Annotated in this window: 15 protein-coding genes; 10 read left to right on the forward strand and 5 right to left on the reverse strand. The window is 70.3% G+C overall.

Going from position 1 to position 19390, the window contains the following annotated elements; translation table 11 throughout:
* Positions 1-4 precede the first annotated feature (4 nt).
* From ACSDR0_RS21630 to ACSDR0_RS21645, 4 genes are all read left to right on the forward strand, one after another.
* A complete protein-coding gene (locus tag ACSDR0_RS21630) occupies positions 5-1309 on the forward strand; it encodes an ABC transporter substrate-binding protein (RefSeq protein WP_435290671.1) in 1305 nt (434 codons plus the stop codon).
* A 102-nt stretch (positions 1310-1411) separates the two neighbouring features.
* Positions 1412-2290: a carbohydrate ABC transporter permease gene (locus ACSDR0_RS21635; RefSeq protein ID WP_435290672.1), complete on the forward strand. Its 879-nt coding sequence runs from the start codon at positions 1412-1414 to the stop codon at positions 2288-2290.
* On the forward strand, positions 2287-3102 hold the full coding sequence (locus ACSDR0_RS21640) for a carbohydrate ABC transporter permease (RefSeq protein ID WP_435290673.1): 816 nt from the start codon (positions 2287-2289) through the stop codon (positions 3100-3102). Before ACSDR0_RS21635 ends, ACSDR0_RS21640 begins: the two co-directional genes overlap by 4 nt.
* Positions 3103-3186: 84 nt before the next feature.
* The gene (locus tag ACSDR0_RS21645; RefSeq protein ID WP_435290674.1) at positions 3187-6174 is read left to right on the forward strand and encodes a glycoside hydrolase family 3 C-terminal domain-containing protein; all 2988 of its coding nucleotides are present in this window, start codon (positions 3187-3189) and stop codon (positions 6172-6174) included.
* Between the two features lie 85 nt (positions 6175-6259).
* Here the strand turns inward: ACSDR0_RS21645 and ACSDR0_RS21650 are convergent, their stop codons facing one another.
* Positions 6260-6499, reverse strand: a complete 240-nt coding sequence (locus ACSDR0_RS21650; RefSeq protein WP_435290675.1) for a MoaD/ThiS family protein — start codon at positions 6497-6499, stop codon at positions 6260-6262.
* 53 nt (positions 6500-6552) lie between these two features.
* Positions 6553-7668 (reverse strand): WD40/YVTN/BNR-like repeat-containing protein, encoded by a 1116-nt coding sequence (locus ACSDR0_RS21655; protein WP_435290676.1) that lies wholly within the window; start codon positions 7666-7668, stop codon positions 6553-6555.
* A 413-nt stretch (positions 7669-8081) separates the two neighbouring features.
* Here ACSDR0_RS21655 and ACSDR0_RS21660 point away from each other — a divergent pair, with 413 nt between their 5' ends.
* The 3 genes from ACSDR0_RS21660 (at position 8082) to ACSDR0_RS21670 (ending at position 10034) form a co-directional block, all read left to right on the forward strand.
* The gene (locus tag ACSDR0_RS21660; RefSeq protein WP_435290677.1) at positions 8082-8948 is read left to right on the forward strand and encodes an aldo/keto reductase; all 867 of its coding nucleotides are present in this window, start codon (positions 8082-8084) and stop codon (positions 8946-8948) included.
* A gap of 125 nt (positions 8949-9073) precedes the next feature.
* On the forward strand, positions 9074-9529 hold the full coding sequence (locus ACSDR0_RS21665) for an Hsp20/alpha crystallin family protein (protein WP_435290678.1): 456 nt from the start codon (positions 9074-9076) through the stop codon (positions 9527-9529).
* Positions 9530-9692: 163 nt separating this feature from the next.
* A complete protein-coding gene (locus tag ACSDR0_RS21670; protein WP_435290679.1) occupies positions 9693-10034 on the forward strand; it encodes a helix-turn-helix domain-containing protein in 342 nt (113 codons plus the stop codon).
* On the opposite strand, the gene ACSDR0_RS21675 is transcribed toward ACSDR0_RS21670, so the two are convergent.
* The 3 genes from ACSDR0_RS21675 to ACSDR0_RS21685 form a co-directional block, all read right to left on the reverse strand.
* Positions 10024-10923, reverse strand: coding sequence for a carbohydrate ABC transporter permease (locus ACSDR0_RS21675; RefSeq protein WP_435290680.1), 900 nt, complete (start codon positions 10921-10923; stop codon positions 10024-10026). The genes ACSDR0_RS21670 and ACSDR0_RS21675 overlap by 11 nt on opposite strands.
* A complete protein-coding gene (locus ACSDR0_RS21680) occupies positions 10920-11903 on the reverse strand; it encodes an ABC transporter permease (RefSeq protein WP_435290726.1) in 984 nt (327 codons plus the stop codon). Before ACSDR0_RS21680 ends, ACSDR0_RS21675 begins: the two co-directional genes overlap by 4 nt.
* Positions 11904-12078: 175 nt before the next feature.
* Positions 12079-13773, reverse strand: coding sequence for an extracellular solute-binding protein (locus ACSDR0_RS21685; RefSeq protein WP_435290681.1), 1695 nt, complete (start codon positions 13771-13773; stop codon positions 12079-12081).
* A 213-nt stretch (positions 13774-13986) separates the two neighbouring features.
* Between ACSDR0_RS21685 and ACSDR0_RS21690 the strand changes: the two genes are divergently transcribed.
* The 3 genes from ACSDR0_RS21690 (at position 13987) to ACSDR0_RS21700 (ending at position 19312) form a co-directional block, all read left to right on the forward strand.
* Positions 13987-15192: an ROK family protein gene (locus tag ACSDR0_RS21690; protein ID WP_435290682.1), complete on the forward strand. Its 1206-nt coding sequence runs from the start codon at positions 13987-13989 to the stop codon at positions 15190-15192.
* 320 nt (positions 15193-15512) lie between these two features.
* Positions 15513-18311, forward strand: coding sequence for a glycoside hydrolase family 3 C-terminal domain-containing protein (locus tag ACSDR0_RS21695; protein WP_435290683.1), 2799 nt, complete (start codon positions 15513-15515; stop codon positions 18309-18311).
* Entirely contained in the window at positions 18308-19312 is a 1005-nt protein-coding gene (locus tag ACSDR0_RS21700; protein ID WP_435290684.1) for a LacI family DNA-binding transcriptional regulator, read from the forward strand. The genes ACSDR0_RS21695 and ACSDR0_RS21700 overlap by 4 nt, the downstream gene beginning before the upstream one ends.
* Positions 19313-19390 lie beyond the last annotated feature (78 nt).

Consider the following 19390-nt stretch of genomic DNA (forward strand, 5'->3'; position numbering starts at 1 on the left):
AACCATGGTCAACCTCAAAGCGGGTGTCGCCCTGGTGGCCGCGCTCGCCGCGCTCGTCGCCTGCGGCGGCACCGAGAAGGCCGCGGACACGCCCGCCGCGGCCGGTCCCCGCGTCCTGAAGCTCTGGCACTACGAGGGCGCCGACAGCGCGATGGGCAAGGCCTGGGCCGAGGCCGTCAAGCAGTTCCAGGCCACGCACCCCGGCGTGACGGTCAAGTTCGAGGAGAAGGCGTTCGAGCAGATCCGCCAGTCGGCGGGGATGATCCTCAACTCGGACGAGGCCCCCGACGTGATGGAGTACAACAAGGGCAACGCCACGGCCGGTCTGCTGTCGAAGCAGGGCCTGCTCACCGACCTCACCCCGGAGGTGACCAAGCGGGGCTGGGACAAGCTGCTCAGCCCCTCGATCCAGACGACCGCGAGGTACGACGAGCGCGGTGTCATGGGCGCGGGCAAGTGGTACGGCGTCCCCAACTACGCCGAGTACGTGATGGTCTACTACAACAAGGACGCGTTCGAGAAGGCGGGCGTGAAGGTGCCCACGACCTTCGAGGAGTTCACCGCCGCGCTCGACACGTTCGCCAAGGCCGGGACCACCCCCCTGGCCGTCGGCGGCGCCGAGTATCCCGCGCAGCAGATCTTCTACCAGCTCGCGCTGAGCAAGGCGCAGCGGCCGTGGGTGGATGCCTTCCAGCTCTACAAGGGCAAGGTCGACTTCAAGGGTCCGGAGTTCAAGTACGCGGCCGACACCCTCGCCGACTGGGTGAAGAAGGGCTACATCGCCAAGGACTCCGCCGGGATCAAGGCCGAGGACATGGGCGTGTCCTTCATCGGCGGCAAGTATCCGATCCTCGTGTCGGGCAGCTGGTGGTACGGCCGCTTCGCCAGCGACGTCAAGGACTTCGAATGGGGCTCGTTCCTGTGGCCGGGCAACACGATGAGCGCCGGGTCCAGCGGCAACATCTGGGTCGTCCCCGAGAGCGCCAAGAACAAGGACCTCGCCTACGACTTCATCGACATCACGATGAAGAAGGACATCCAGAACCTGCTCGGTAACTCCGGCGGTGTCCCGGTGGCCGCGGACACGGCCGCGATCACCGATCAGAAGAGCAAGGAGCTGATCGAGAACTTCAACGCGCTCTCGACCTCCGACGGGCTGGCCTTCTACCCCGACTGGCCGGCGCCCGGCTACTACGACGTGCTCGTGTCGGGCGTGCAGAACATCATCAACGGCACCAAGACCTCCGACCAGGTCCTGGACGAGATCGCCGCGCCGTACGAGGAGAACCTCGCCGACATCGGCAACTGACCCCCTTTTCTCCCCTTTCGCGACCCGTGCCGTAACGCTGTGAACCGCTGAAACCGCCACGGCACGGGTCGTGCGTACGGAAAAACAGAGAGGAGACCTCCGATGCCGAGGTCTCGTGGCCGCGGGTACTGGGTGTTCCTGCTGCCGAGCGCCGTGCTGTTCACCGCGGTCATCGCGGTGCCGTTCCTGATGAACGTCGGGATCGGGTTCACCCGGTGGCAGGGGATCGGCGACCCGCGGTGGATCGGGCTGGACAACTACGCGAGGCTCCTGGCCGACGCGCGGTTCTGGACCTCCTTCCGCAACAACGTCGCGCTGATCGTCGCGATGGCGGTCGTCCCGACGATCGTCGGCCTGATCCTCGCTGCGACCCTGTTCGACCACGTGAGCAGGAAGTTCGGCCCCCGGACCGCCGGGGCGCTGCGGGCCGCGTACTACCTGCCGCAGGTGCTGCCGGTCGCGGTGGCCGGGATCGTCTGGGGCTGGATCATGCACCCGCGCTTCGGGGCGCTCAACGAGCTGCTCGGGGCGCTGGGGATGGAGCCGAGGAACTGGCTCGGCGACCCGGCCTGGGCGCTGCCGAGCGTGATGGCGATCATGGTGTGGTTCCAGATCGGCTATCCGGTCGTCATCTTCATGGCCGGGCTGCAGCGGGCCGACCCCGCCCTGTACGAGGCCGCCGAGATGGACGGCGCGTCGTGGTGGCGCAGGTTCTGGCACATCACGATCCCGCAGATCCGGCCGGAGATCTACGTGGTCCTGCTGACCTGCACGATCGCCGCGCTCAAGGTCTTCGGGCCGATCTTCGTGCTGACCAGGGGCGGCCCCGGCGGCGCCACGCTCGTACCGTCCTACTTCAGCTACCAGAACTTCTTCGAGAAGGCCAACGTCGGGTACGGCTCGGCGATCGCCACCGTGCTCACCCTTGTGATCATCATGGTGACGGTGTTCTTCCTGCGGATTCAGGACAGGGAAGCATGATCCGGAAATACTCGGTCCTGGTCTCGCTGGTCGTGCTGGCCGTCGCGATGCTGGTGCCGTTCGCCATCGTCACGCTCAACGCGGTGAAGTCCCCGGCCGACTACTCCTCGGGCGGCCCCCTCGGCCTGCCCTCGGAGCTCTATCTCGACGGGATCGTCGACTTCTGGAACCGGGTGGACTTCGGCGGCAAGCTCTGGAACAGCCTGCTGATCAGCGGCTCGGTCGCGGTGCTCGCCACGGTGCTGTCGGTGCTCAACGCCTACGCGCTCGGCATCGGCAGGGTGCGCGGCCGGATGTGGATCCTGGTCCTCTTCCTCGTGGCCAACACGCTGCCGCAGGAGGCCCTGGTCTATCCCCTGTACTACCTGGCCAAGCAGGTCGGCCTCTACGACACCCGGCTCGGGGTGATCATCATCTTCACGGTGATCCAGAGCGCCTTCGGAACGTACCTGCTCGCCTCGGTGCTCGGCCGCTTCCCGCGCGAGATCCTGGAGGCCGCGGCCCTCGACGGGGCGGGAAAGTGGCGGGCCCTGTGGCAGGTCGTCGTGCCGATCAGCAGGCCGACGCTGAGCGTGCTGCTCGTCTTCTTCTTCATCTGGACCTGGAACGAGTTCTTCCTGCCGCTGGTCTTCCTCATCTCCAACGAGAACCAGACCGTCCCGGTCGCGCTGGGGGTCCTGCAGGGGGACAAGATGATGGACGCGACGATGTCCAGCGCCTCGGCGCTGCTCGGCATCCTTCCGGCCGTCGCCTTCTTCCTCATCTTCCAGCGCACGCTGACCCGCGGCGTGACCGTGGGCGCCATCAAATGACCCCCTTCGACGCCGTACGCCGCTCGGGGGCGGACGTCGTCCCGAGAGCAGCGTTTCTTCGACTCCCCCTGACCTGGAGGCGAGATGTCGTTATCCGTGAAGTCCGTCGCGGCGGTGGCCGCGACGGCCCTGACCCTGGGGTTGTGCGCGGCCCCCGCCCGCGCGGCCCACGAGCATCCGTTCCAAAGCCCGGCCCGCGAGCATCCGTTCCAAAGCTCCGCGCGGACGGTCCACGAGTATCCCTTCCGTGATCCCTCACTCCCGCTGAACCGGCGCGTCGACGACCTTCTCGGCCGCCTCACCACGGCGGAGAAGGTCTCCTGGCTCCACCAGTACCAGCCCGCGGTGGAACGGCTCGGCATCGGGCTGTTCAAGACCGGCACCGAGGCGCTGCACGGCGTCGCCTGGTCCACCGACGTCGACGACGGCGGCAAGGTCGTGGCCGCGGAGGGGACCGTCTTCCCGCAGGCCGTCGGCCTGGCCAGCACCTGGGACCCCGCGCTGGTCAAGAAGGTCGGCGCGGTCGTCGGCGACGAGGCCAGGGGCTACCACGCGGAGAACCCCCGCCTGTGGGGCCTGCAGCTGTGGGCGCCGGTGGTCAACCCGCTCCGCGACCCCCGCTGGGGCCGCAACGAGGAGGGCTACTCCGAGGACCCGCTGCTCACCGGCGCGATCTCCACCGCGTACGGCTCGGGCATCCAGGGCGACGACCCCGACCACCTGCGGGCGGCCCCGGTGCTCAAGCACTTCCTGGGCAACAACAACGAGGTCCGCCGCGACACGACCTCCTCCAGCCTGCGACCGCGCGTCCTGCACGAGTACGAGGTCCCGGCGTACAGGACCGCGCTCAAGGCGGGCGCGGCCACCGGCGTCATGACGGCGTACAACCTGGTCAACGGGCGGCCCGCCACGGTCACCGACCTCAACTCGACGGTCAGGACCTGGACGGACCGGCCGGTGTTCAACGTCTCCGACGCCGGGGGGCCCAACAACCTCACCGGCTCCCAGGCCTACTTCGCCACCCAGGCCGAGGCCGCCGCCGCCATGCTCAAGGCGGGTGTCGAGAGCTTCACCGTGAACGACACCAACGGCGCCCCCACGGTGGCCGCGGTGAACGAGGCGCTGTCGAAGGGGCTGCTCACCGAAGCCGACATCGACACCGCCGTCCGCAACATCCTCGGCGTCCGGTTCCGGCTCGGCGAGTTCGACCCGGACGGAGGCCCGTACGGGAAGATCACCAAGGACGTGGTCGACAGCCCGGCGCACCGGAGGCTGGCCCGGCAGGTCGCGGCCGGGGCGGGGGTGCTGCTGAAGAACTCGGGGAAGACCCTGCCGCTCAGCCCCTCGCAGAAGGTCGCGGTGGTCGGCCCGCTGGCCGACACCCTCTACACCGACTGGTACTCGGGCAGGCTCCCGTACCGGGTCACCCCGCTCGACGGGATCGGGGAGCGGGCCGCCACGGTCACCTCCGAGGGCGTCGACAGGATCGCGCTCAAGTCCGGCGGCAGATACCTCACCGCGGGCACCGGGGCGGGCGCGGACCTGAGGCTCTCGGGGACCTCGGCGGGCGCGACCGAGCAGTTCGACGTCTTCGACTGGGGCCAGGGGATCGTCACCCTGCGCAGCGTCGCCAACGGCAGGTACGTCAGCCGCGCCAACTGGTCCACCCTGGTCAACAACCAGGAGCAGCCCACCGGCTGGTTCGTGCAGGAGCAGTTCAAGCTGGAGGCGCAGGCCGACGGCACGACGCTGCTGCGTTACGCGGGCTATGAGACCGCCTACGACTGGTTCGGCCCGGACAAGTACGTCAGGGCCGCGCCCGACGGCACGCTCGGCCTCACCGTCGCCGAGAACGCCACCCGCTTCGAGAGGGAGGTCGTGCGCAGCGGCGTCGCCGAGGCCGTCGCGGCGGCCAGGAGCGCCGACGTGGCGGTGGTCGTGGTCGGCAGCATGCCGTTCATCAACGGCCGCGAGGACCACGACCGGACGGACCTGGGCCTCGCCGAGGGACAGCGGGCGCTCGTGGAGGCGGTCCACGCGGCCAACCCGAACACGGTCGTGATCCTGGAGAACAGCTACCCGACCACGATCGACCGCCTCCAGGACACGGTCCCGGCGATCCTGTGGACCACCCACGCCGGAGCCGAGACCGGCCACGCCCTGGCCGACCTCCTGTACGGCGACGTCAACCCGGCCGGACGCCTCACCCAGACCTGGCCCCGGGCCGGCACACCTCTGCCGGACATCCTCGACTACGACATCGTCAAGACCGGCTCGACCTACCTGTACTCGAAGCACAGCCCGCTCTATGCCTTCGGCCACGGGCTGAGCTACACCACCTTCGGCTACCAGGGCCTCAAGGCCGTGGCGAGCGGGGACGGGCACGAGGTGAGCGTCCGCGTCACCAACACCGGCTCCCGGGCGGGCGACGAGGTCGTCCAGCTCTACACCCACCAGCACGAGTCCCGGGTGGAGCAGCCGGTCAGGCAGCTGCGCGGCTTCCAGCGGGTGCGTCTGGCCCCCGGGGAGTCGAAGGTCGTGAGGTTCGCGCTCAGGACCGCGGACCTGGCCCTGTGGGACGTGACCAGGGGCCGCTTCGCGGTGGAGCCGTCCACCCACGACGTCATGGTCGGCCCGTCGTCCGACCGGATCCGGCAGCGCGTGACCGTACGGGCCGACGGCGAGCACATCCCCGCCCGCGACCTCGCCCGTGTCACGCGCGCCTCGGACTTCGACGACTACGCGGGTGTCGAGCTGGTCGACGAGACCAAGGCCCGCGGCGACGCGGTCGGGGCCTCGGCGGGCGAGTGGATCTCCTTCGAGGACGCCGACTTCCGCGCCGGGGTCACCGGCGTGCGGCTCGGGGTGGCGGCCACCGCCGCCGCCTCCGTCGAGGTCCGCCTCGGCTCCCCGACCGGCAGGCTCGCCGGGACCGTGCCGGTGACCGCCACCGGCGGGACCTACTCGTGGGCCACGGCCACCGCCCCCGTCTCGGGCGTACGCGGCAGGCAGGACGTCTACCTGGTCTTCAGGGGCGCCCTGCGGGTCAAGGACGTGACCTTCACCCGCTGACCGCCCATCTCGCGCGGCCCGCCCCCTCTCGCCGGGGGCGGGCCGTGCGGCGTGCGTGGTGACACGCGGGCGCTCGTCCCCGGGGCTACCCGCCCGCCATGGCCCCCACGACCATGAACGGCTCGGCCCCCGTCGCGACCGGCTCGGGCAGCGGGGTGTCCGGCGGCTCGTGGGACAGATCCCGCTCGCAGGCGAAGAACCGCACGAACGGGCGGCGCCGCTGCGTGACGTGATCGCGGATCGTCCCGCGCAACATCGGGTAGCGGGCCTCGAGCGCGTCGAGGACCGAGCGCTGCGTGGCCTGCCCCTGAACGTCGAGCTCCACCTCGCCTCCGATACTCGCGAGGTTGCGTAGATGTGCCGGAAGCACCACGCGGATCACGGCAGCGTCTGGACTTCGACGGACAGCACGGCCGGAAGATCCCGGACGATGGGCGCCCAGCTGTCACCGGCGTCGGCCGACGCGTACACCTGCCCGCCGGTGGTGCCGAAGTACACGCCGCACGGATCCAGCGTGTCGACGGCCATGGCGTCCCGCAGCACGTTGACGTAGCAGTGGCTCTGCGGCAACCCCCTGGTGAGCGGCTCCCACTCGTTCCCGCCCGTCCGGCTGCGATACACCCGCAGCTTTCCCTCGGGCGGGTAGTGCTCCGAGTCGCTCTTGATCGGCACGACATAGACGGTGTCCGGCTCATGCGCGTGCACGGCGATCGGGAATCCGAAGTCGCTGGGCAGGTCACCGCTGATCTCGTACCACGACTCGCCGGCGTCGTCACTGCGCATGACGTCCCAGTGTTTCTGCATGAAGAGCACCTCTGGGCGCGACGGGTGCATCGTGATGTGGTGAACGCAGTGGCCGACCTCGGCATCCTGGTCGGGGATGCCCTCGGACCGCAGACCGCGATTCATCGGCCGCCAGCTCTTGCCGGTGTCGTCGGTCCTGAACACACCCGCCGCCGAGATCGCCACGGTGATACGGCCGGGATCGCGCGGGTCCGGAACGATCGTGTGCAGGCACATCCCGCCGGCGCCCGGCTGCCAGGAGGGCCCGGAGCGATGCTCGCGCAGCCCGGGCAACTCCTGCCAGCTCTGCCCGCCGTCCGCCGAGTGGAACAGGGCGGCGTCCTCGACCCCGGCGTACACCGCGTCAGGATCGGTCGGCGACGGCTCCAGATGCCAGACCCGGGCGAACTCCCACGGGTGCGGCGTGCCGTCGTACCACTGGTGGGTGCCGGGGACGCCCTCGTACTGGAACTGGTTACCGACCGCGTTCCACGTCGCGCCGCCGTCGTCGGACCGCTGGATCACCTGCCCGAACCAGCCGCCGGACTGCGACATGTACAGCCGGGACGGGTCGGCGGGAGATCCGGCGATGTGGTAGATCTCCCAGCCCCCGAAGTGGGGACCGCTGACGTCCCACCGCTCGCGCCTGCCGTCCGACGTCAGGATGAACGCGCCCTTGCGCGTGCCAACCAGCACTCGTACACCACTCATCGGCGTTCCTTTCCGACCCGGTGTCGATCCGGGTCGACACTGCGGCCACGCTCCTGATCGTCCGACCGGGCTCGGAGCCGACTCCGTCCACGACACGTCCGCCACGGCCGTGGCCAACGACGCTACGACAGCCCCCCGACAAAATCGCCGCACGCCACGGCGGCGGGCCGGCGTCACGACGGCGAGGGGCCGCGCGTTCACCGGCCGGACGTGTTCCCGGCTCGTTCGACGCGCGGGCCTTCCCCCGCGCCGACGAGGGCCTATTGCCGACATGGCGAACATGAGACCCTCCGCGGCGCTTTGCCGGTACCTGCCGCAAGATTTACGAGTGCGGGGGTCGGAGGGGGAATCGGCCCCATCGCCGTGCTGTTTCGAATCATGAACATCAGGCCTAGTCCCAGGAGGACGCCATCATGACGACCACGACTCGTCCCGCCGAAGCGTCGGGCCGATTCGCCATCGGGGGAGACCTCTCCGTCAACCGCCTGGGCTACGGGTCGATGCAGCTCACCGGCGAGGGCGTGTGGGGCGATCCGCGCGACCCCGAGGAGGCCGTGCGCGTCCTGCGCAGGGCCGTCGAACTCGGTGTGAACCTCATCGACACCGCCGACTCCTACGGCCCGTTCGTCGCCGAGTTGCTCATCAAGAAGGCGCTGCGCCCCTACGCCGACGATCTGGTCATCGCGACCAAGGTGGGGTTCACCCGGCAGGGGCCCGGGATCTGGACGCCGGTCGGCCGCCCCGAGTACCTGCGCCAGCAGGTCGAGCTGAGCCTGCGCCATCTCGGCGTCGAGCGGATCGACCTGCTGCAGCTGCACCGCATCGACCCCGCCGTCCCGGTCGCCGACCAGGTCGGGGAGCTCGCGCTGATGCAGCGGGAGGGCAAGATCCGGCACATCGGCCTCAGCGAGGTCAGCGTCGAGGACGTCGTGGAGGCGGGGAAGTCCGCGACGATCGTCTCGGTGCAGAACCTCTACAACCTCGCGCACCGCGACGCCGAGCCCCTGCTGGAGTACTCCGAGGCCAACGGCATCGCGTTCATCCCCTGGTTCCCGCTCGCGACCGGCAAGCTGGCGGCCGAGGGCGGCCCGCTCGCCGCGGCGGCCAGGGAGCACGGAGCCACCCCGTCGCAGCTCGCCCTGGCATGGCTGCTGCGGCGCTCCCCGGTGATGCTGCCCATCCCCGGCACCTCGACGGTCGCCCACCTGGAGGACAACGTCTCCGCCGCGGCCGTCCGGCTGAGCGACGACGAGTTCAACGCCCTGACCAGGGGAGTCTGAGGAGATCCAAGAATTTTCGCGAGGGTACTTGCAACCTGCTGTGCCGCTAACCTATAACTGAACTAAGAGCTTTTCGAGAGGGCAGGCTTGAGGATACCTGCCAGTTCACACGGAGGTGGTTACCGATGCTGCTGACGTCGATCGACCCGTTCATCCAGGAGTTCGACCGCCAGTTCGACCGGTTCGCGCGTCAGGCTCTGGGATCGGGTGAGAGCGCCTCGCGCGGGGCCATGCCGCTGGACGGTGTCCGGCGCAAGGACGACGTCCTCCTGAAGTTCGACCTTCCCGGCATCGACCCCGACACCATCGAGGTGACCGTCGACCGAGGGGTGCTCTCGGTGAGCGCCGGCCGCGAGGAGGAGTACGGGGAGGAGGACCGGCTGTTCGTCCGCGAGCGCCCGATGGGCACCTTCACCCGCCGCGTCTACCTGTCCGAGCACCTCGACAGCGACAAGATCGACGCCGCTTACTCCAACGGCGTCCTGGCGGTGCGCATCCCGGTCATCGAGCGGGCCAAGCCCCGCAAGGTCGAGATCCAGAAGTCCGAGAGCACGTCCGACCGAAGGTCCATCAAGGCGTGAGGTCCAGGGTCTGACCACAGAACCTTCTCGGGGTGGGTGCCGGGTTCCGGCGCCCACCCCCGCGCCGTTTTCCCGCCCCGTCACCGTCACGGACCCCCGCGAACCCCAACGAGCCCCACGAATCCCCAAGGTCCCCAAGGCCCCCCATGGGAAAGGAGCGGTGATGGCCCGGTTGCCCTTCGACGACGAGCACGCCCCGCTGTACTCCGTCGGCCAGGTCGCCGACATGCTCGACGTCGAGCAGGCGTTCCTGCGCCGCCTCGACGAGCACGACGTGGTCAGCCCGGCCCGCTCCACCGGCGGCCAGCGGCGCTACACCCGCAGCGAGATCGGCGACCTCCAGGACGCCATCCGGCTCGTGGGCGAGGGCATGACCCTCGCCGCCGTACGCCGGATCTTCACTCTGCAGCAGCAGGTCCGCGACCTGCAGGAGGAACTCGCCAGGGAGCGCGCCGCCCGGCGGGAGGACCGGTCCTCCGGGCGGCCGGATCCGCTCAGCCCTTGATGGCGCCGATGATGACCCCCTTGGTGAAGTGCCGCTGGACGAACGGATAGACGAACAGCACCGGCAGCAGCGCGATGACGACGATGGCCATCTGGATGGCCAGGCTCGGCGGCGGGGACTGCCCGGCGATGGTGTTGACGCCGGTCTGGCCGGCGATCAGCGACTGGCCCTGGAGCACGTACTGCCGCAGCACCACCTGCAGCGGCCACTTGGCGTTGTCGTTCAGATAGAGGACGGCGTTGAAGAACGAGTTCCAGTAGCCGACCGCGTAGAACATGCCGATGACGGCCGTGACGCCCTTCGACATGGGCAGCACGATGGTGCGCAGGATACGGAACTCGCTCGCGCCGTCGATGCGGGCGCTGTCGGTCACCTCCTCGGGGATGTTCATGAAGAACGCCCGCATCACCACCAGGTTGAACGCGGTGACCGCCCCGGGCAGGATCAGCGACCAGTACGTGTCGATCAGCCCCAGCGAGCTGACCAGCAGATAGTTGGGAATCAGCCCGGGGCCGAACAGGAAGGTCAGCAGGATCAGGAACAGCATCGGCCGGTGCAGCAGCGAGCCGGGCCGCGACAGGCCGTAGGCGGCCAGCACGGTGACGGTCAGGCTGATCGCCGTGCCGACGAGGGTCACGCCGAGGCTGACCACGACCGACCGGGTCACCACGCCGCCGGAGAACAGCTCCTCGTACGCGGCGAAGGACAGCCCGCCCGGTACGGTGACCAGGCCGCCGGCCTCCGTCACCGCCTCCTGCGTGGACAGGCTGGTCAGCACGACCATGTAGATGGGGAAGAGCACGCCCGCGACGATGAGCGTCAGGACGAGCCCCTTGAGGAGCCCGCCGGCGCGGCTGGGCCGCTCGGCCCAGGGGGGAAGAGTCGTCATGATCGTTTGTAGATCCCCTGCTCGCCGAATCGGTGGGCGACCTTGTTGGCCACCAGGATCAGCACCAGCCCCACCAGGCCCTTCACCAGGCCGGCCGCCGCGCCGTAGCTCCACTCGCCGGTCAGCAGCGTGCGCCAGTACACGAACGTGTCCAGCACCTCGGCGGCGTCCCTGCCGACCGCGTCGCGCTGCAGGAAGAACTGCTCGAAGCCGACGTTCAGCGCCTCGCCGAGGCGCAGGATCAGCAGCAGCACGATGACCGGGCGCAGGCCGGGCAGGGTGATGTGCCACAGCCGCCGCCAGCGGCTCGCGCCGTCGACGGCGGCGGCCTCGTAGAGGTTCTGGTTGATGGCCGCCAGCGCGGCCAGGAAGATGATCGTTCCCCAGCCGGCGTCCTTCCAGACCGTCTCCGCCGTGACGAGCGCGATGAACGTATCCGGATTTGTCATGATGTCGATGCCGTCGTACCCGTGGTCCCGCAGCGTCTGCGAGAGCAGGCCCGCGCCCCCGAACATCTGCTGGAACAGCGTGACCACCAGCACCCACGAGAAGAAGTGCGGCATGTAGACGATGCCCTGGATGAACAGGCGCAGCCGGGGCCGCACCACGCTGTCCAGGAGCACGGCCAGCATGATCGGTATGGGGAAGTAGAAGACCAGCTGGAACGTGGTGATCGTCAGGGTGTTGAGCGTCGCGTCCCAGAAGCTCGCGTCGAACATCAGCCAGTGGAAGTTGGCGAGTCCCACCCACGGGCTGTCCCCGATGCCCACGTACGGCGAGTAGTCCTGGAACGCGATCACGTTGCCGAGCAGCGGGACGTAGTGGAACAGGACCAGCAGCCCGATCGCGGGAAGGGCCATGAGCAGCAGCTGCCAGTCACGTTTCAGACGCGCGCCGAAGGGTTGCGGGCGCGCCCGTCTTGTCCTCGGACCCCTTTTACGGACATCCTTGGAGGTGCCGGCGCCGGCGGGTGAGGTCAGGTCACCCGCCGGCCCGGTCCTTCCATGCTCCCCGGGCGAGACCCGGCCGCTCCTCGCACCCGTTCCGGGCGAGGCGGGGTCGCCTCCCGTACGGTCCCCGGGCGAGGCGGGGTCGCTCCCCGCACGGTCCCCGGGCGAGGCCGGGTCGCCGTCGGGTTCGGTTCCGGCGGGATTCCTAAGCACGGCCGTTGTCCCGCAGGACCTTCATGTAGAAGTCGCGGGCCTCGTCCCCGCCGTCCCGCCGCCACTCCGTGGCGATCTGCTTGGCGTCGCTCACCGGCCGCCGGCCGCGCATGATGTCGGTGAACTTGTCCTCGGTGGGGACCTGCAGCCCGGAGTACTTCGACGGCCGCTGGATCCTGATCCCGTCGAACGGGCCCTTCTCCAGGTACGGGAAGCTCGCGTTCTGCCACTCGACGTTGGCCTTGACCGCGTCGGACCAGATCCAGTCCACGTACAGTGGGCGCCCGCCCAGGAAGCCGTAGGTGTAGGCGACCTCCTTGCGGCCGAGGTCGTTCGCCTGCGGGACGTTCTTCTCGTCCCGGGTGAAGTGCTTGCCCTCCACGCCGAAGTTGGAGAGTTCGTACTCCTTGGTCCCGTACGGCGCCGCGCACCAGTTGAGGATGGAGAGGATCTCCTCCACCTTCTCCTTCGGCAGGCCCTTCTTGACGAAGGTGAAGATGCCCGCCGCGGTGCCGTGGTACATCAGCGGCGTGCCGCCGTCGTGGGCGAAGATCGGGAAGGCGCCCAGGCTGAAGTCGGGGTTCTTGCCGCGGTGCTGCTGCAGGAGCTCCTTCCAGCCGCCGAGCCCGTCGCGGTAGACCAGGATCTGCCCGGCCCCGATCAGCTCCTTCTCGTTGGCGCCCTTGCTGCCGGCGACGTTCGGGTGGACCAGCCCCTCCTTGAAGACCTTCTGCATGAACTCCAGCATCAGCTCGAACTCGGGGGTCTCGTACTTGTGGACGAGCTTGCCGCCCTCGTACCGCCAGTCCTGCGGGATGCGGAAGGTCGGCCACATCATCTCGTGGATGCTGCCGAACGCCCAGCGCTTGGCCTTGGCGTCGGTGATCTCCTTGCCGAGCTCGAACAGCTCGTCGGCGGACTTGGGGTTGGCGTTCCAGCCGTTCTTCTCGAACAGGTCCTTGCGGTACAGCAGCGCGAAGGGGTACGGCTCGGTCGGGAACGGCACCGCCATGAGCTTGTCGTTCCAGACCGACCACTGCCACGCGGCGGTCGGCAGGCCGGCCAGCAGCGGGTAGGGCTTGACCTTGTCGCCCTGCAGGTACGGGGTGAGGTCCTCGAAGGCCTTGTCGACGGCGGTGTTGAAGTCCGCCATCTTGTCGATCTCCCAGCTGGGGATGACCATGATCTCCGGGATGTCCCCGGCGGCGAGCCTGGCGATGGCCTTGTCGCCGTAGACGTTGCCGTCGGTGATCTGGAACTCCACGGTGGCGCCGATGTCGGCGTTGACGGCCTGGAAGTAGGAGTTGCTCGCCAGGCCGGGGGGCGGCGGGCCCCACAGCGGGGTCATGGCCTTGTAGGTGCCGCCCCTGCCCGCCTTCTGGGAGAGCGCGGCGGCGGGGGAGGCCGGGTAGGAGGTGAAGCCGCCGCTGACGTCGGGGACCCCCGGGAGAGTGGAGGTCGTGCCGGGGATGTCAGGCTTGATGCCGGGGAAGGCGGTGTAGGTGGGGGTGAGGGACGTCAGCTTGTCCGCCGCGGCGGCCGTGGCCCCTCCGCTGCCGGGCCGGGGGCCGCTCGGCGCGGAGCACGCGCTCAGCAGGCCGCCGCCCGCGGTCATCGCGGCGGTGAGTCCCACCAGCCCGAGGAATCCGCGGCGGCTGGTCATCGCGCCCTGGGGGAGATCGTTCACGGGGCGCTCCCTTCGTTGGTTCGTGACGGATCGGGGGGTGTCGTGGAGGATGGCTCCGGGGTAGAATTAGTTCGTCTTCCGACCAAACAAATTAGTCGAGGGTGGCCGCCGCCACAAGGGACCGCCGATCGCGGGGCGCCGGGGAGCGGTCACGGATTGGTGAACGATGGGGCATGATGGGGCCAGCCTGGCCGAGCGGGAGCGGGACTCACCTTGATCACATCTACGACTGACCCGCGGCCGGCCGACTTCGCCGACGTGCGGGCCACCAACCTCGCCGTCGTGCTGAGGTTCGTACGCGAGCACGCGCCGTGCTCGCGGGCCGACATCGCGGCGTCCACCGGTCTCAACAAGGCGACCGTGTCGAGCCTGGTCGCCGATCTGATCGACCGTCGCCTGGTCAGGGAGACCGGCCTGACGGAGAACCGCGTCGGCCGCCCCGCCACGATGCTCGTGCTCGACGGCTCGCCGTACGCGGCGATCGGCATCGAGGTCAACGTCGACTACGTCACCGCGGTCGCGGTGGACCTGTCGGGGGAGAGGCTGCTGTCCTGGCGCAGGTCCTTTCCCGGCGCGGCTGGAACGGCGGGCCAGGCCATGGCCACCGTCGCCGGGATCGTCCGCCGCGTCGTGACCCGGATGGCAAAGGAGGAGCGCCAGGTCCTGGGGTTGACCGTGGGCGTGCCCGGACTGATCGGCACCGACGGCACCGTGCGCATCGCGCCCAACCTCGGCTGGCGCGACGCCGACCTCTGCGGCGACCTCACCAAGGCCCTGCGCGACCCGGGCTTCCCCGTGCAGGTCGACAACGACGCCAACCTGGCGGCCCTGGCCGAGCACCGCTTCGGCCCGCACGCCGGGACGGCCAACCTGGTCTACCTCACCGGCGAGATCGGCGTCGGGGCCGGGGTCATCCTCGACGGGCGGCTGCGCCGGGGGAGCCAGGGGTACGGCGGCGAGATCGGCCACATCCAGCTCGACCCCTTCGGCGCCGAGTGCCGCTGCGGGCGCCTGGGCTGCCTGGAGGCCGTCGCCGGGATCGGCGCCGTGCTGGAACACGCCGCGATCTCGCCCGCCGAGGTCGAGGTGGAACTCGACGAGGTGGTGCGGCTGGCCCGCGCGGGCGACGCGCGCACGCTCGCCGTCCTGAGCGCGGTGGGCCACAACCTCGGCAAGGGGGTGGCCCTGATGACCAACCTGCTCAACCCCGAGGTGGTCGTCCTGGGCGGTTACTACGTGCCCCTCGCGCCGTGGCTGCTGCCCTCGGTGGAGGCCGAGACCCGGGGGCGCACGATCGCGCCGGACGCCGGGGGCTGCCGGGTCGTGGCCTCCACGCTCGGGTACGGGGCGGCCGCGCTGGGGGGCGCCGCCCGGGTGCTCGACTCCGTGGACTCCGGCCGCCTGCCGAAGGTCTCGTGACGCGCGCCCGCCTCGTTGGATTCACGCTGGTTTCAGCGAATCTCCCGACCCGGATCCCGAAGGACTCCGGTCGCTCGCAGGCGGTCTTCCGATCCGGGCCCCGGGTGGATTCGGGTCGTTTGCCGCGCACCTCTTGACCTTGGCCGCACAGGAGTGCACCCTTCAGGGAAGCTCCGCTCGAAACACGCGCGTAACGAACGACGGGGCGCGCGGGTGGCGACCGGAGTTTTCCCGGACCGATTATCGAAGCGCTTCGATTGAGGCGCCTTTCCACGTCGGAGAATCGAAGCGCTTCGACGCTCTCAAAGGGATGGTCCCCGATGAACGAACCGTTCCGTGACCCGGAACTCCCCCTGGCGCAGCGGATCGCGGACCTGCGGGGCAGGCTGACCCTGGAGGAGAAGATCGGGCTGTTGCACCAGTACCAGCCGCCGGTGGAGCGCCTCGGGCTCAGCCCGTTCCGCACCGGCACCGAGGCGCTGCACGGCCTCGCCTGGCTCGGTCCGGCGACGGTGTTCCCGCAGGCGATCGGGCTGGCCAGCACCTGGGATCCCGACCTTGTCCGGCGGGTCGGCGAGGCCACGAGCGACGAGGTCCTGGCCTTCCACCACAAGGACCCCGCGGGGGCGGGGCTCAACGTCTGGGCACCGGTGGTCAACCCCCTGCGCGACCCCCGCTGGGGCCGCAACGAGGAGGGCTACTCCGAGGACCCGTGGCTGACCGGTGTCATGGCGACGGCGTACGCCTCCGGCCTTCGTGGGAGCGATCCCACGGTGCTGAAGACCGCGCCCACCCTCAAGCACTTCCTCGGCTACAACAACGAGACCAACCGCTGCGTCACCTCCAGCGACCTGCCGCCCCGGGTGTTGCGCGAGTACGAGCTCCCGGCCTACAGGCCCGCCCTGGAGAGCGGCGCCGCGGTCGCCGTGATGCCCTCCTACAACCTGGTCAACGGCCGCCCGGCCCACCTCAGCCCGCTGATCGGCGAGGTGCTGCGGGCCTGGGCGCCCGACGACCTCCTCGTGGTCAGCGACGCGTACGCGCCCGCCAACCTCACCGGCCTGCAGGGCTACCACGACGACCTCCCCGAGGCGTACGCCCACGCGATCAGGGCGGGACTCGACAGCTTCACCCAGGACGACGACCGTCCCGAGGCCACCCTCGGCCACATCCGCGCCGCGCTGGAGCGCGGCCTGCTCACCGAGGCGGACGTCGACACCGCCGTACGGCACACGCTGTCCGTCCGCTTCCGGCTGGGCGAGTTCGACCCCTCCACCCCGTACGACGACATCACCGAGGCGGTCGTCAACTGCCCGGAGCACCAGAGCCTGGCCCGCGAGGCCGCCCGGCGCTCGATCGTGCTGCTGCGCAACGACGGCGTCCTGCCGCTGGACGCCTCGGTGCGCAGGATCGCGGTCATCGGCCAGCTCGGCGACACGCTCATGGAGGACTGGTACTCCGGGACCCTCCCGTACGCCGTCACCGCCCGCGCCGGGCTCGCCGAGCGGTGCGAGACCGTCTTCTGCGAGGCCGTGGACCGGATCACCCTGTCGGTGGACGGCGGCGGCGCGGAAGGCGCGAACGGCCGCCACGTCGTCGCCGACCCCGACGGCGGTCCGCTCGGGATCGGCGGCGAGCCCGGCCTGTTCGACCTGTTCGACTGGGGCGGCGGCTGCTACGCCCTGCGGGCCGTGGCGACCGGGCGTCACCTGTCCGTCGACGACGAGGGGGTGCTGGTCAACGACCAGCCGGGTCCCAACGGCTGGGAGGTGCGCCAGACCTTCCGTACCGAGGACCGCCCCCGCGGCACGCTCGCGCTCCGGCACATCTCCACCGGCCGCTACCTCGCCCTGGACGGCGAGGTCTTCCGCCTGGCCGACGACGCCGACGCCGCCGCCTGGCTCACCGTGGAGCGGGTCGTGAGCGGTGCCGAGGCCGCCGCCGCGCTCGCCGCGACCGCGGACGTGGCCGTGGTGGTCGTCGGCGACCACCCGCTGGTCAACGGCAGGGAGACCGAGGACCGCCTCGACCTCGCGCTGCCCGCCGCGCAGCAGGCCGTGGTCAGGGCGGTGCGCGAGGCCAACCCGAGAACCGTCATGGTGATCAGCAGCGGCTACCCGGTGACCTGGGAGGGCGACGACCCGCCCGCGGTGCTGTGGTCCTCGCACGGGGGCCAGGAGTACGGCCACGCGCTGGCCGAGGTGCTGTTCGGCGACGCCGACCCCGAGGGGCGGCTCACCCAGACCTGGTACCGCTCGGCGTGCGAGCTGCCCGACCTGTTCGACTACGACATCATCGCCACGGACGCGACCTACCAGTACTTCAGGGGAACCCCGCTCTACCCCTTCGGCCACGGCCTCGGCTACACCACCTTCGACTACACCGACCTGGTCGTCTCGGTCGAGGGCGGCAGGGTCAGCGCCTCGGCCACCGTCACCAACACCGGTTCCCGCGAGGGGGTGGAGGTCGTCCAGATCTACACCCGCCAGCGGCGCTCCCGGGTCAAGCAGGCGCTGCGCCGCCTGCGCGGCTTCGTCAAGGTGCGCCTCGCCCCCGGTGAGAGCACCCGGGTCGACTGGAGCCTCGACATCGCGGAACTGGCCTTCTGGGACGTCACCAGGAGCCGGTTCGTCGTCGAGGACGCCCCCCACAAGATCATGATCGGCGGCTCCTCGCGGGACATCCGGCTGTGCGCCCCCTTCCACGCCGGCGGCGAGCGGATCCCGCCGCGCGACGTCCTCGCGGGCACGGTCGCCGCCGTGGACCACGACGAGTACGACTCGGTGGCGTTCGTGGACGCCGACAGGGTCTCGGGCGACGCCGTGCGGTCCACCGCGGAGGGGGCGTGGATCGTGTTCCGCTCGGTCGACCTGGGGGACGGGGTCGCCTCCTGCGCCGCCGTCGTCACCAGCACCGAGGGCGGCGCGATCACCCTGCGCCTGGACGACCCCCTCTACGGGCCCGTCGTCGGCGACCTCCCCGTCCCCCGGGCGGGCCGCCACGACCTCACCGAGGTGCGCACCGGGCTTGCGGAGACGAGGGGAGTCCACGATCTTTATGTGGTGTTCGAGAATGCGGGTATCACCGTGGCCTCCCTGAACTTCGGCGAGACCGCGTGAGCGGGCGGGCGGTGACCATCAGCGAGGTCGCCAGGCACGCCGGGGTGGCCGTGAGCACGGTGTCGTACGTGCTCAGCGGGAAGCGCGCGATCTCGGCCGACACCCGGCGCCGGGTGCTCGACAGCGTGCGGGTCCTGGGATACCACCCCAACGCCGGGGCCAGGGCCCTGGCCAGCAAGCGCGCCAACGTCATCGCGCTGGTGCTGCCCCTGCGGGCGGGGATGCACGTCCCGGTGCTCATGCAGTTCGCCACCTCGGTGGTCACCGCCGCGCGGCGGTACGACCACGACGTGCTGCTGCTGACCGCCGACGAGGGCTCCGACGGGCTCCGCAGGGCGGCGGCGAGCGCGCTGGTCGACGGGCTGGTCGTGATGGACGTGGAGCTTCACGACAGCCGGGTGCCGCTGCTCAGGGATCTCGCCGAGCCCAGCGTGCTGATCGGCTTTCCCGCCGACTCGGCCGGGCTGACCTGCGTCGACCTCGACTTCGCGCGGGCGGGCGCGCTCTGCGTGGAGCACCTGGCCGAGCGAGGCCACCGGGAGGTCGCCCTGCTCGGCGCCCCCTCGGTCGTCTACGACCGGGGCACCGGCTTCGCCCGCCGCACCCGGGAGGGCTTCGCCGAGGCCGTGGTCGAGACCGGCCTGACCGGGGTCGCCCTGCCGTGCGAGGAGAACTTCGACCAGGTGTCCAGCGCGATCGCCGGGCTCCTCGACGCCAGGCCGGGCCTGTCCGGGCTGGTCGTGCACAACGAGGCCGCGGTCGGCCACGTGCTGGGGGCGCTGCGCCAGTACGGCAGGCGGGTGCCCGGGGACGTCGCCGTGGTGGCGATCTGCCCCGATGACATCGCGGAACGCTCCAGCCCGCCGCTCACCTCGGTGCTGATCCCGGCCGAGGAGGTGGGCCGCCAGGCGGTCCGGCTGCTCATGGAGAAACTCGAAGGCCGCGCCGTCCCCGACAGCACCCTGCTCCAGCCGAGGCTCACCGTCCGCGACAGCACCTGAGGCACCTGGAGCGCCTGACCGGGCGAACTCCCGCGGGCCTCCGCGGCGGGCCTCCGCGACTCCGGGGGTTTCCCCGCC

This window comes from Streptosporangium sp. G11 (assembly GCF_051192615.1).
In the GTDB taxonomy this organism is placed as follows: domain Bacteria; phylum Actinomycetota; class Actinomycetes; order Streptosporangiales; family Streptosporangiaceae; genus Streptosporangium.